The following is a 12,532-nucleotide window of genomic DNA, read 5'->3' on the forward strand; positions in this document are numbered from 1 at the left end:
ATCGCCGTGTAGCGGCGCGACGTGCCGCGCCCGCGTTTTCCCCGTAGGGGCGAGGCGTGCCTCGCCCGGCTGCGCCGAAAGGCGCAGGTACGTGGTTCGTTCCCGGGCCTGACGGCCGGGCTGGGTCAGGCACGCCTGACGCGAACGGGTCAGGCACGCCTGACCCCTACAGGGCGCGGCGGGGCATGTCTCGCACCGCTAGCCGAGACCGCTCAGGAGTTCAGCCCGGGGGAACTGGCCGTGCTGCAGTGGCCGGCGTACCTGACGTGCAGCGAGCTCGGCCAGCCCGGCTCGGCACAGCGCGAGGCCAGCCTGCCCGTGTTGCTGCCAAACCGCTGCGGTCACCGGGGAGAACCCGTGCGCGAGCAGCGACGCGTTGCGGTGCTTCGTCCAGTCGAGGAGCCGGCCGCGCTCGGCACGGAGCCAATCGGCGAGCGGCTCGGCGGGCAGGTCGGCCAGGAGATCCCAGGCCTGGACGAGAGCGAGGCGGACCGGCCCGTTCCCGCGGTCGCGCGCGGCGAGCCTCGCGCGCCACTCCTCGGGGACCCGGGCGAGATCGACGTCAGCGGTATCGATCCGGTGCCCCAGCCAGAGGCGCAACTGGACGAACAGCTCGAGCGCGCGGTAGACCCGCGCCATGGCGTCGTCGTAGCGTGCCTGAGCGGCGCGACGCTCGGCGTTGAAGAGCACGTCCTCGACCGCGAGGTAGGGATCGCGCAGCCGGTCGAGCGCCGCCAGGCGCGGCTCAGCGGTCGAGGGTGCCGGCTCGCTGGAGAACGCCTGGACGACACCAGCCAGTTGCTCGAGGATGCCGAGCTGACGGTGCCAGTCGCGGCGGTACAGCTCGAACAGCCGGATCGCCGCTGGCAGCTCGTAGCGGTCCCAGGCGTCGAAGGCCCGGCAGAGGTTGCGGGCCCGCTCGAGCTGGCTCCGCAGAGCGGGCGAGAGCTCGCGCCGCATGGCTTCGTCGAGCATCGCGGCTGCCTCGGCATAGTCGAACCGCTCGAGCGCACTGCGCGCGAGGCCAGCGAAGCGGCGAGCGCGCACGTCGTGGACACCGGAGACCGGCGCGAAGCTCTCGGTACCCGGGATCACGGTCGCCTGGCGACCGCGCGCGCCGCGGACGAGCCGGAGCTGCACCTCGGGCGAGCCCTCGTTGTCGAGCGCCGCGAGGACGAGGGCAGCGCTCATCGACTTCGTACCGGCTGTGTAGTCGGCCAGAATCTCGGCACCCGGGAAACGCTGGCGGAGTTCGGCGAACCGGGCGACCAGCGCCTCGTAACAGCGGACGAGGTCATCGGGGTCGGTCAGGGTGAGGACGTCGTAACGCTCCGGTGCGAGGCCAGCCAGCGCCGCGTACTCGGCGACGAAGTCGAGACTCCCGGTCTGGGTATCGCCCGGTACCGAACAGACGAAGACGACGTAGTCCGGCCGCGCCTCGCGCAAGGCGAACGCTTCCGGACGATCGGCGACATTCCCGTCCATCGGCTTCCCGACGTTGAGGACGAGCACCCGACGCACTGGCTGGCTCATCGTTTCACTCCCTGCTCCGGAACACGCCGTAGCCGCTCGTCGTCTTGGCCCCGAAGCCCAGCTGAGCCAGTCCCTTCCGCAACCATTCCGCCGCCAGCGCTCGCAGGCGGCCGTCGGGATCGCTCGCCCCCTGGCGGAGCCCGATGGCGATCCGGTAGCGCGTACCGGGCGCGACGGCGAGAAAGGTGACCGGGTTCGGGTTCTGCCAGGGGGTCGGTGGCTCCTTCCCGCTGTAATAGTCCGGGTAGTGGGGCGTCATCACGTCGAGCTCGAGGCGCCAGCCCGGCTCGGGGTAGCCATCGAAGAAGACGAGTGCACCGGCCTGGCCGACCTCGTGCGCTTCTCCCGACCTGGGCACGCGGCCGAAGACGGCGAGAAAATCGGGCTCCGACTCGTCGCGCCGCTCGACGAGGTGCGCGTAGGCACGGGCGACACCCTTGAGGCCGCTCCCTGGGAGTACGGGAAAGCCGAGCCGGTCGAAGCGGAAGCCGATCTCGAGCGGCCCGTGCGCACCGAGACCGGTGACCAGGCGCGACTCCAGCTCGACGGAAAACGGTTCCGCTCCCGCTGCGCGCACCGTCGCCTCCCAGCGAGCCAGGAGATGCCCGGCGAGGTCGCTCCTGGCGAGCCGCTCGGCTGCTGCGATCACCTCGCGCAGGAAGTCGCGACGCGGTGTCGCGTCGGTACGGTCGCCGAAGACGGCGGCTTCCGGCGCGAAGCGGTCGAAGAGGAGCGCCGGGTTCGTCACGTGAGCTCGTGCGCTGCTCCAGAACGTCCGCGTGGTGGACGGCAGGAGCGGGTGCGGCCGCCCTCGCTCGCCGTCGGGGCGCTCCGCTGACCGGTCACGGTCGCGTGGTGGGCCGGAGCGGCCATCCCCAGGTGGTCGTCCAGCACCGCGGTGGGGTGGTCGACCGTTCCCGCGCGGCTGGTCGGGTCGTGGTCGCTCGCGCATCGGCTCACTCCTTCACCAGCTCGGCTTCGGCGAACCGCTTGAGCCAGGCGAGGAAGGCGAGCGCCTCCAGCGTGGCGCGGCGGTACTCGGCGACGCTGGCCTGGCGGACGATCCACTCGCGGAGGTCGTCGAGTGATTCGCCGAGTATCCGTTGACTCACCCACCTGGAAAGGTCGCGGGCAAGCTGGAGGTGCTCGTTGACCTCGTTCTGTTTCTTCGGCTTCTTCGACATGAGGAACGCCAGCGTCTGGCCCAGGCCGTGCAGCTGCACGAGCGAGGCAGCCTCGCGAGCGAGCTGACCGTATTCTGCAGCATAGCTCGTCCCCTTGACCGCGGCCACATATTCCCAGGCGCGCGCTGCACGCTCTTGCTCCAGTGTGCGCTGCTGCGTCGTACGCTGTGCGGGCTGGCTCATCGCTCACTCTCCCTTCATACCCGTGCGACGCGCAGGACGACGGCACCGCGGCCCGTCGTCTCGTCACCGCCGAGGCGGACACGCCGGCCGTCGAGCTTGCTCGTCAACCAGCCGAGCAGCGCGCGGCCGTCCTCGTTCACCTTGTCGTAGCGCGAGCGGGTCGTTGCCAGGAGACCGACCAGCAGCGTTTCGGCCGGCAGGGCTTCGGTCGTCCAGAGGGCTCCCGGTTCGACCGTCTTGGTCTCGTCTTTCAGCCGTACGTGGGCCTCGATCTCGGTGGCATAGAGGACGAAATCACGAAAGTCATCGTCGGGCAGGACGCAGAGATGCTTGGCCAGGTTCTCCCGCCACCAGGCATATTCCGGCGCCTGAGGCAGGGCATGCGCTGCCAACCACTCGGCGAGCGCCGAGACGAGACCGGCCAGTTCGCCGGCCAGCGTGAAGCTGTACTCCTCGAGGACGACACCGACTTGTTGACCGGCTTGGACGAGGAGCGTACTCTCGTTGGCCACAGCGCACTGACCCGGCTGGAGACCGGCGAAGCGGGTGGGGTCGACCGGCCCCTCGATCCCGGCCAGCTTGGCCAGGCGGCCGAGCCGGGCCAGGACAGCGGGGCTGGTCGTCCAGGCGAAGACACCAGCCAGCGAGCGCACGGGGAAGAGGACGACCTGGAGGTCGGTCACCTGGAGCGCGCCAGCGTGCGCCGACGCCTCTTCGGGGCGGTCCGGCCCGAAGAGGGCGCGGTGGCGCTCGGCATCGGCACCGTTGGTCTGGGTCGCCGCCCGGAGTACGCCCTTGACGCTGGACGCCTGGACGATCGGAAAGCCGGTGATCCGCTCGCGCTGGATGGGCAGGTCGACGGTTCCGACCGAGCGGCCGGTACCGGCATGGACCGGTGTCTCGCAGTAGGCGAAGAGCAAGGCACTCGCTTCGGCCATCTCACCATCCTCCGATCAGCACTGTCCCGAAACCGATCTCGGCACCCCAGTCGCTCACGGTCGACCAGGGAAGGTCGCTGGTGCGGCGGAGCCGGGCCTCGCCACGGGCGACGAAGTAGTAGACGCTCCCAGCCGGCACTGCCCGGCGCGCCGGACGCTCGCGACCGCGCGCGAGATCGAAGCCACCGACCGTCTCGTAGCGGTCGAGCGCCGCCGCGACCAGCACGACGGAACCATCGAAGAAAGCGCCCCAATCGCGCGGCAGCCAGCCGCGCTCGAAGACGGCGGGGGTGAGGAAGGAGAGGACGAACCGCTCGGGCAACGGCTCGGGAACCGGTGGTGGCGCGAACGCGGAGACGGCCTCGAACCGTGCCGAGCGTCGCTCCCCGCCGAGCGCCAGGACGCCGGTTTCCTCCGGCCAGTCGAGCCCGGTGAACGAGACCAGCAGCCCGACGCCAGGCGCTGGCCGGACGTAGCGTGCCTCGTAGTAGAGCCCCTCGCGCGTCGTGCGGCGGGACGAGTCCTGGGCGATCCCGATGCGCACCTCCTCCGCCCAGAGTTCCTCCTGCGGGACACCGGGAACCGGCTCGCCGCGGCAGTAGGCAGCGAAATCGGTCAGGCGCAGCCACAGCGGCTGGCTCGCCTTCTCGGACACTGGCTCGCCTGCGTGCCACAGTGGGAAGAGTGCGGGTGTCGGTGCAGGCACACGGAGCCACTCCGGCGGCTGCTCGGGCACCGGGAGGCGTCGCAGCTGGCGATCGTGGAACGCTGCATCGGCCGGCGGGGGGAGCAACGCCTCGAGCTGGCCGGATGCGGTCCGGCGTGCGACGAGCGGTCCGGCCAGGCGCAGCGGCCCCCAGTCGTCCGGTCCACCGACCACCTCGGCGACCGCTGCGGTGTCCCAGGCGGGAACGGTGGAGTGGACCATGAGGTGGTAGGCGCGCAACGCTCCCTGCACCACCAGCGGACTGGGTGGGAAGCGGCTGGCGGCGCGGAACTGCTCACCCGCCGTGAAGGGGCGGCCGTCGCGGAACAGCCAGACATCGAGCGGCTCCAGGAACAGCGTCTTCACTCGCCACCTCCTCTCGCCAGGAACCGCGCCAGCGCGAGCCAGTCGGCCAACTGTGCCGGTCCGGAGGGCACGCGCTCGAACCGTCGCGAGTCGTCCGCGCCCGGCAGGCTCGCGCGCAGCCGGTCGTAGCTGGTCGCGAAGCCGTACAGCCGCTCGACCAGCCGCTCGCGCTCGTCCGCGGTACCGCTCGGCCACTCGCCCTGGCGTTTCACCGAACGAGCGAGCACGGCACGGAAGGCCGCATCGGCCTGGGGGAAGGCCAGAGCGACCTGGCGCAGATCGGTCGGCAGGCGACCGGAGAGGCTCCCCGCGCCGTCGCGGCGGAAACGGTCGACCAGGTCAGCCAGGTCGAGCGCCGTGAGCTGCTCGGTGCGGGCGACGACGCGCACGATCTCGCCGCCGCGCGGCTGGAGTTCGACGGCGACGGCGTTCTTGCCGGGCAACCGCTTGGCACGCTTTTCCGCCTCGCGTGCGCTCTGGAGGAGGTCGCCGAGCGGTTCCAGCCAGTGGCCGATCGCGATCCCGGCCGAGGCGGAGCGTCCGTCCGTCTCCCCGGCGAACGCCGCAGCGAGTGCCAGGGCGAGCGCGACCGCCTGCTCGGCCGGCACCAGCGCCACGACATCGTCCCCTCCCTGGTAGACGAAGACCGCATCGGGCGCCGCTTGCCGACCAGCCTCCTCGGCTTTGCCCGCGAAACGGGCGAGCTTGCGGCTGACCTCGCGGTGCGCCTCGACGCCGCCCTCGCCGAGCGCACTGGTCAGCCACTGCCCCATCGAGTCGCCGTCGAGTACCAGCACCGCGACGTAGCGGGACGGGCGCTGGCCGACCGCCTGGTAGAGCTCGGCGAGGCGACGGCGGGCAGTGCGGAGCGTCGTCTCGACCTGGCTGCGCAGGCGCTCGGCCTGCTGCGGATCGAGGCCGAGCTCTTCCACCAGCGCTGGCCACTCGAGGGTCGACTCGTACAGGAACGCACCGTCGTAGGGGAACGCCTCGACGGTGTGGCGCGTGCGGCGGTACCGGTCTGGCGGCTCGCCGAACGCCGTCACCAGGAGTTCGAAGGCATCGCGGTAGGACTCGAGTGCCGGTCGAGCCCGCTCGGCCGCCAGGCGCGCGAAGGGCCGCGCAGCGATGGTCGGCACGGAGGGATACGCTTCCGCGGAGGAGGCGAAACGCTTCACCGCGCCGACCGCATCCAGCCGCTCGTGCTCGCCGACGAGTCGGGCACCCTGCGGGTGGCGGCGCACTGCGCGCCAGAACGTCCGGGGGTCTTGCCCAGCGGGAGCGAGCGCTGCGCGGTTGCCGCCGAGCGAGTCCTTGGCACCAGCTTCGGCACGCTGGGTAAAGGTCCGTGTCTTCTTGAGCGCGGCGACGCCGGCCTGGGCCCGGTGGAAGGCGGTCGCGTAGTCGTCCTGCTCGATGCGGGCAGCAGCCCAGTAGATTTCCCAGACGTCGCCCGTCTGCGCCCGCCACTGGGCACGCAGGGCATCGTCGAGCCGCGCGCACCGCTCGAGCTCGGCCAGCGCCTCGCTGGCGAACTGTTCCCAGCGAGTGCGCAGGGCTGCTGCTGCTCGCTCGGCGAGCTGCTCGGCGTCCTCCCAGGGTACGCGGGCGACGATGACGTTGGGCGGGTCGCCGAAGCCGAGGTCGGCCGGGTAGACGAGATCAGCACCGGCCTCCTGGAGCGAGCGGGCAGCGGCCCGAGCCAGCTCGGCCAGGATATGGCTCCCGGCGTAGAGGTCGGCTGTCCGGCGCGCTTCGGCGATGAACGCTTGCACGGGGCCGAAGGTGAAGCGGAGGACCGCGTCAGGCATAGTGCACCTCCGCGACGTTGGGAAGCTGCGCGACCGCGGCAGCGATCTGCGCGTACAACCGCTCGAGCTGCTCCTCGCCACCTCGACGGAGCGGGAGGAAACGGCTCTGGAAGAGCGTGGCCACGCCCAGGAGGTTCCCGTTCTCCGCTCGCGTGACGCTCAGCCAGAGCGGTGAGGGACGGCGCTCCTGGCGTTCGTACCCACTGGGCGGATCGATCGTCTTGTGCTGCTGTGGGATGACCAAGGGTGCGCCGAAGACGAGGCGCTGCTCGGTCGGGAGCGCGCGGCGGGTCTCGCGGAGCCATTCTCCGATCGCATCGGCCACGGTCGGCCAGCCGCGCTCCCCGCTCGTCCAGCCACGCTCGCCGAAGACCCAGATGCGGCACCAGCGCGGGTCGAGCACCTCCCAGCCGGGCCGCTCGGGATTGGCGTCGGCTCGCGCCTGCGACCGCTGGCGCAGGAGACGGAGCCCCTCAGCGAGCTGGCGCGCTGCCTGCTGGGGTTCGGGGGACAACGCGAACGGGAGATTCAGGTGGGAGGGCACAGCCTGGGTCGTTGCGCCGTCGGGCGAGCGCCGCGGTACCGGCCGGTGCGCGAGCGCACCACCGAGCCGGCGGGCCCGGGCACCGAGCCCGCCGAGGTGGACCAGGAGCCAGAAGGCACGGACAGCGCGGTAGAGCGCCTCGCGGGCCTCCCGCTCGTCGAGGCCCGGCCGAGCGAGAAGGTCGATCGAGAACGGGTACGGAGGGACGAGAGCCCGCCGCGCGGGAATCTCCTGGCCATGAGCACGCGGGGGTGCCATGGAGAAAAGGAGGTACGCGCGACCGGAGTCCCGCGCCGCCCGCCACTCCTGTGGCGCGCTCCGCTGTTCCTGCCGTACCCGCACGACGATCTTCGAGGCTCCGGCCTTCCCCTCACCTCCGGCTTCGCCGAAGGTCTCGGCCTCGATGCGGCGGATCTCGGCGAGTGCCTGGTCGTCCGTCCCGTAGCAGCCGCCGAGGAGCGCGCGCAGCCAGAAGCGGAGCGCGCCGCGCACGGAACTCGCGCGCAACTCCGGGTCACCGCGCGGGTCGGCACCGCCCAGGAAGAGCGGCGTGAGCGTGACGAGGGGGAGACGAAGCGATGGAACACCGTGGCCGCTACTCATCCGCCAATCCCTTCTACGAGCCCGATATGACCTGCTCGATCTCCTCGATCGCGACCGCGAAGTTGACACCCTGCGCGGGAATATCGCCAGCCCAGGGAATCGCCCTAACCGCCATCCCGACGACCGCGCCCGTCTCGTCGAGCAGCGGGCCACCACTGACACCGGGATTCAGGGCTGCGTCGGTCTGCAGGAACTCTATGCCATCGAAGGTACGCCGTCCAGAGAGCACGCCACGCGTGACGGTCGGTTCGCCCAGCAGCTGGTCGCCCAGTGCGTAGCCGAGCGCCGTGAGGGCGCTCCCGAGCGGGAGCCGGCGCGACTGGCCGCGCGGCAGGGCCTGGACACCGACCAGCACCGGCGCCTCGAGCAGCGCGACGTCGTGGCGCTCGTCACGCTGGCGCACGGTCGCTGGGTGTGCCGTCCCATCGGGTGCGATCACCTCGACACGTTCCCAGCCGGCAACCACGTGCGCAGCCGTGACGACGAGCGTCCGGTCGCTCTCGCGTGACCAGACGAAACCGGTGCCGAGCCCGTCCGCAGTCCGCACCTGGACGACACCGTGGAGCGCGCGGTTGACCATCGTCGCCAGGTCGCCCGGGTCAGCTGGGCTGCTCGCGACCGGTGTCGGCGCGGGTGCGGTCGGCACCGGGGTGAGCGGCGGGACAGTCGGGATCGGCGTGACCGTGAGCACCACCCGCGTGTCGAGCGCCGGGACGTCGACCGGCGCCTGCCAGCGGGCGACGGCCAGCCCAGCCAGCGCCAGCGTCAGGAGTCCAGCGAACAACACTGCGACGAGCAGCAGCGAGTTGGCCCGTCCCATGCCCGCCCCCTAGTACCCGAGCTGCGCCAGGAGCTGCTCGCGCTGGGCGAAGAGCTGTTCGAGGCGTTGGGCACTCTGGTCAGCACGACGCGCCGCACTCTCGAACGCCAGGCTGTTGCGCTGGTAGTAGGCGTCCTGCATCTCGATCACCGCCTCGAAGAAGCGGCCGAACTCGGCGTGGATCTCGTCGTCGATCGCGACGACCTGGGAGAGAATGACACTCACGCCGGTCGCAGCCTCAGCGAGTTGCTGCTTCCGCGTCGCCTCTTCGCGTGCCTGGCTGAGCTGGCGGCTCTGTTCCTGCACCTGGCTCGTGAGTTCCTGGATCCGCTTTTCCTGGTCAGCGTTCGTCCTTTCCAACTCGTCGACGCGGGCGAGCAAGCGGTCCCGCTCGGCCGCGAGCGCATCGCGCTCGCCGGTGAGCGAGTCGACCTGCGCCTGGAAGTCCAGGTTGGCCTGGGTCAGGCTCGCAACTTGCCCCCGGAGCGTCGCCTCGCGGTCAGCCCGTCGATCGAGTTCCACGTATGCCAGGACACCGCCGGCCAAGAGAGCGAGCGCGAGGATCCCACTGAGCACTCCGAGGAGCCGAACGGTCCGGCGAGACGGCCGAGTCACGACCGGCCCGGGTACCACGGTCGAGTGCCCGGGAGCGGTGAGGCCGGTGCTCGGCGGACGCGGGTCGGCTGCCGCAGCGGCCAGCGAGGCGTCACGATCGGCTCGCTCTGTCTCGCTGCTCCGCCCGGCCAGCGACTCCGTCGGCGAACCCTCGAGCCGGACTGCCGGCTGCCCAGTCTCCGGCGACGACGACCGCTCGACCTGGTGGCCACACGCTGGGCAGAAGCGCGTGCCGGCAGCCAGTTCCTGCCCGCAGGAGAGACAGTGCATCATGCGACGACCTTCCCTTCCTCGAGCGTGACGGTTCCCTCATGCCGGAGCGGTAACGCATCGAGTGCCGCGCCGATCGCCTCCAGCCCGCGCCCCAGATCCTCGAGCCCTTGCAGCAGCAGCAACGGGTCGCGCGTATCGAGTCCCCGGCGGATGCGCGCTGCCCCCTGCTCGACCAGGTTCAAGCCAGCCATGAGCTGGGAATGGAAACCGGAGAGCGTCGGTGGCGGCGCTGCCTCGCGCATCGCGCGCGCACAGTCTTGGAGGAAGATCAGGCGACGCTCGACGTCGGCGCGCCAGCTCGGGCTGTCGAGCGCTGGGTACCGGAGCAAGGCGCCGAGCGGTCCGTAGTTGTGAATCAAGCCGACCAGCGTGAGATACATGGCGTCGTAATAGCTCACCTCCTCGGGACGGGCGAACGGCCAGGTGATCGGCTGCTGCCCGAGTTGCCGGTACCGCCACTGGTAGTAGTGGAGCCCGACGTTGCCCGCCTCGACGCGCCAGCCGGGCGGGTTATCCGGCGTGTAGGTGAGGACGCGCCGTTCGAAGACCTGCACCAGCACCCGCTTGGGAACGCCCGCGACCAGGACAGTCGTCCAGTAGGCCTCGGTCAGCGGTAGGCCGGTCGCGTAGAACGGGTTCTCGAACAGCCGGTCGTCGCGGAAAGCACCGTCGGCATACACCGTGCCGCGCGCGTTCATGAAGTCCCAGAAGACACTGGCCACCGTGTGGTTCGTCTCCGCGACCAGCACAGCGGCAGTCACCCCGAAGCGGGCCAGCGACTGATCGGCTCCGACGGTGCCGTTGCGGTCGACTGTCTGGATGATCGCCATGCCGACGGGCAACGGCTGGTAGCGCATCAGCGGCGCGAAGGTCGCGTAGGTCGGTGCGTTGGGGTCGTCGAGGTCACCGGCGACCGGTACCTGCGCCGGCGGTCCTTGCCGGAATCGGTTGTGGCCGACCTGGAGCTGCCCGGTGATCAGCTCCTTGGCCAAGAGACCGTTGGTGACGTACCACGGATTGACCGGATCGCCAGCGAGATCGGTCACCTCCATCCGCGTCTTGTCGAAGTACTGGACGAAGCGCATCCCGGCGGGGGTGCCTTCGAGGTCGGTCGCCTCGTCGTACTCCTCGACCAGCACGTTCGTGATCGGCGCCGGTCCCCACATCCAGGTGCGGGCAGCACGTCCTTCGGCGACCGGCCGATCGGCCCGCGCCCAGGTACGCCAGAAGGCCACATTGAGACCAGGCTGTGGCGCCGCACCGACTGCGAGCGGGGACACCGATCCAGCCACGAGGACAGCGAGCGTCACCACCAGAACGAACCACCGCCGCATCATCGCCCTCTCCCTCCTCGAGTCGAACACCCACCGCACAGTGTCGCGGAACGGCGGGAACACTGGTCTTCCCGTGCTGCGCGATTCCACCGAGTCTGCGATACTCCGCTCCGGAAAGGGGGCCGACGATGGACGAGCTGGTTCAGCGCTGCGATGCGTATCTGGCCGAGCACGAAGCGGAGCACCTCGAGGCGCTGCAGGATCTCCTGCGGATTCCCAGCGTGAGCGCACTGCCGCAACATCAGGCGGACGTCCAGCGGGCAGCTGAATGGGTCGCAGCCCGGCTGCGGGCACTCGGTGTTCCCGACGTGCGCTTGCTCGAAACGGAGCGGAACCCGATCGTCTTCGGACATTGGCCGGTCGATCCCTCCCTCCCCACCGCACTGGTCTACGGGCACTACGACGTGCAGCCACCCGACCCGCTGGAGCTCTGGCAGACACCGCCCTTCGAGCCGACGTTGCGCGACGGTCGCCTCTCTGCCCGCGGCGCTTCGGACGACAAGGGCAACCTGTTCGCGGCACTCTGCGGGATCGAGGCACTCGTCCGTATTATCGGTCATCCGCCGATCAACCTGAAGTTCTTCTTCGAGGGAGAAGAGGAAATCGGCTCACCGAGCATGGCTGCGGCGATCCGGCAGTACCGCGAGCTGCTGGCTTGCGACGTGGTGATCTCGGCCGACGGAGGGATGTACGGGCACGACCAGCCCTCGCTCACGCTCTCCTCCAAGGGGATCTGCGCCTGCCAGGTCGACCTGCGGACCGCCGCGACCGACATGCACTCCGGTCAGTACGGCGCGGTGATCGCCAACGCGGTGCAGACGCTGGTGCAGCTGGCCGCGACGTTCCACACGCCGGACGGACGCGTGGCGGTCGCTGGCTTTTACGACAAGGTGCGGGAACTCTCGCCGGAGGAGCGGGCCGAGATCGCCGCCGTCCCGTTCGATCCGGAGGAGATCCTGGCCAACGTGGGGGCGAAGGCGTTCTGGGGCGAACCGGGGTATACGCCGCTCGAGCGCGCCTGGGCTCGTCCGACGCTCGACCTCAACGGCTTCTGGGGCGGCTTCCAGGGCGAAGGGATCAAGACGGTGACGCCCTGCGAGGCGCACCTCAAGATCACCTGCCGGCTGGTCCCCGACCAGGATCCCGACGAGATCCTCGACCTGATCGAACGGCACGTGCAGGCACACTGTCCGCCGTGGGCCGAGGTGCGGGTGACGCGCTTCCCCGGCTCGGCTCGCCCGTTCGCGATCCGGCGCGATCACCCGGCGCTGGCTGCTGCACGCGCGGTGCTGCGCGAGCTGTACGGCAAGGAGCCGCTGATGATCCGCGTCGGCGGGACGATTCCTGTCGCCGAGGTGTTCCAGCGCGAACTCGGGGCCGATATGCTCTTCTTCGCCTGGGGGATGCCGGACAACCGCGTGCACGCGCCGAACGAGTCGTATCGGATCGAGGACTTCCGGACGATGGCCCGCGCGTACGTGCGGCTCCTGCCGCGCCTGGCCGAGACGACCCGAGCGAAAGCGGCCCGGTAGGCGAGGAGCGGCCTCCGACACCCTGGTAGCGAGGGCGGCACCGTCTCGCGCTCGCTCCCGGCTGACTCGGCGAACCAGGCGCGAGCACGC

At 70.5% G+C, this 12,532-nt stretch carries 11 protein-coding genes; 1 reads left to right on the forward strand and 10 read right to left on the reverse strand.

All coding sequences use genetic code 11. From position 1 onward, the window contains the following. Window positions 1-198 precede the first annotated feature (198 nt). Genes OO015_RS11545 through OO015_RS11590 form a run of 10 tightly spaced genes read right to left on the reverse strand, consistent with a single transcriptional unit; the run spans window position 199 to window position 10,913 of the window. Entirely contained in the window at window positions 199-1,533 is a 1,335-nt protein-coding gene (locus tag OO015_RS11545) for a TIGR02710 family CRISPR-associated CARF protein (protein ID WP_265941417.1), read from the reverse strand. A gap of 4 nt (window positions 1,534-1,537) precedes the next feature. Continuing rightward, a complete protein-coding gene (gene cmr6 / locus OO015_RS11550) occupies window positions 1,538-2,485 on the reverse strand; it encodes a type III-B CRISPR module RAMP protein Cmr6 (protein WP_265941418.1) in 948 nt (315 codons plus the stop codon). 4 nt (window positions 2,486-2,489) lie between these two features. Then, a complete protein-coding gene (gene cmr5 / locus OO015_RS11555) occupies window positions 2,490-2,900 on the reverse strand; it encodes a type III-B CRISPR module-associated protein Cmr5 (RefSeq protein WP_265941419.1) in 411 nt (136 codons plus the stop codon). A gap of 14 nt (window positions 2,901-2,914) precedes the next feature. After that, window positions 2,915-3,838, reverse strand: a complete 924-nt coding sequence (gene cmr4 / locus OO015_RS11560; protein ID WP_265941420.1) for a type III-B CRISPR module RAMP protein Cmr4 — start codon at window positions 3,836-3,838, stop codon at window positions 2,915-2,917. A gap of 1 nt (window position 3,839) precedes the next feature. Continuing rightward, window positions 3,840-4,910: a type III-B CRISPR module-associated protein Cmr3 gene (gene cmr3, locus OO015_RS11565; protein WP_265941421.1), complete on the reverse strand. Its 1,071-nt coding sequence runs from the start codon at window positions 4,908-4,910 to the stop codon at window positions 3,840-3,842. After that, window positions 4,907-6,721, reverse strand: coding sequence for a type III-B CRISPR-associated protein Cas10/Cmr2 (gene cas10, locus OO015_RS11570; protein ID WP_265941422.1), 1,815 nt, complete (start codon window positions 6,719-6,721; stop codon window positions 4,907-4,909). Before cas10 ends, cmr3 begins: the two co-directional genes overlap by 4 nt. After that, complete coding sequence (cmr1, locus tag OO015_RS11575) at window positions 6,714-7,868, reverse strand: type III-B CRISPR module RAMP protein Cmr1 (RefSeq protein ID WP_265941423.1); 1,155 nt, start codon at window positions 7,866-7,868, stop codon at window positions 6,714-6,716. Before cmr1 ends, cas10 begins: the two co-directional genes overlap by 8 nt. A 13-nt stretch (window positions 7,869-7,881) precedes the next feature. After that, window positions 7,882-8,688 (reverse strand): S1C family serine protease, encoded by an 807-nt coding sequence (locus tag OO015_RS11580; RefSeq protein ID WP_265941424.1) that lies wholly within the window; start codon window positions 8,686-8,688, stop codon window positions 7,882-7,884. 9 nt (window positions 8,689-8,697) lie between these two features. After that, window positions 8,698-9,576 carry a zinc-ribbon domain-containing protein gene (locus tag OO015_RS11585; RefSeq protein ID WP_265941425.1) on the reverse strand — a complete coding sequence of 293 codons (879 nt, stop codon included), beginning with the start codon at window positions 9,574-9,576 and terminating at the stop codon, window positions 8,698-8,700. Beyond that, window positions 9,573-10,913, reverse strand: coding sequence for a peptidase domain-containing protein (locus OO015_RS11590; protein ID WP_265941426.1), 1,341 nt, complete (start codon window positions 10,911-10,913; stop codon window positions 9,573-9,575). The genes OO015_RS11585 and OO015_RS11590 overlap by 4 nt, the downstream gene beginning before the upstream one ends. A 125-nt stretch (window positions 10,914-11,038) precedes the next feature. Between OO015_RS11590 and OO015_RS11595 the strand changes: the two genes are divergently transcribed. After that, on the forward strand, window positions 11,039-12,442 hold the full coding sequence (locus OO015_RS11595; protein WP_265941427.1) for a dipeptidase: 1,404 nt from the start codon (window positions 11,039-11,041) through the stop codon (window positions 12,440-12,442). The last annotated feature ends 90 nt before the right edge of the window (window positions 12,443-12,532 follow it).

Origin of the sequence: Thermomicrobium sp. 4228-Ro, from assembly GCF_026241205.1 — a bacterium.
In the GTDB taxonomy this organism is placed as follows: Bacteria; Chloroflexota; Chloroflexia; order Thermomicrobiales; family Thermomicrobiaceae; genus Thermomicrobium.

Coding starts and splice junctions, on each gene's coding strand:
- cmr5 (WP_265941419.1), bottom strand. CDS start 2,900: ATGAGCCAGCCCGCACAGCGTACGACGCAGCAGCGCACACTGGAGCAA.
- OO015_RS11585 (WP_265941425.1), bottom strand. CDS start 9,576: ATGATGCACTGTCTCTCCTGCGGGCAGGAACTGGCTGCCGGCACGCGC.
- cmr4 (WP_265941420.1), bottom strand. CDS start 3,838: ATGGCCGAAGCGAGTGCCTTGCTCTTCGCCTACTGCGAGACACCGGTC.
- cas10 (WP_265941422.1), bottom strand. CDS start 6,721: ATGCCTGACGCGGTCCTCCGCTTCACCTTCGGCCCCGTGCAAGCGTTC.
- cmr1 (WP_265941423.1), bottom strand. CDS start 7,868: ATGAGTAGCGGCCACGGTGTTCCATCGCTTCGTCTCCCCCTCGTCACG.
- cmr6 (WP_265941418.1), bottom strand. CDS start 2,485: ATGCGCGAGCGACCACGACCCGACCAGCCGCGCGGGAACGGTCGACCA.
- OO015_RS11590 (WP_265941426.1), bottom strand. CDS start 10,913: ATGATGCGGCGGTGGTTCGTTCTGGTGGTGACGCTCGCTGTCCTCGTG.
- OO015_RS11595 (WP_265941427.1), top strand. CDS start 11,039: ATGGACGAGCTGGTTCAGCGCTGCGATGCGTATCTGGCCGAGCACGAA.
- OO015_RS11580 (WP_265941424.1), bottom strand. CDS start 8,688: ATGGGACGGGCCAACTCGCTGCTGCTCGTCGCAGTGTTGTTCGCTGGA.
- OO015_RS11545 (WP_265941417.1), bottom strand. CDS start 1,533: ATGAGCCAGCCAGTGCGTCGGGTGCTCGTCCTCAACGTCGGGAAGCCG.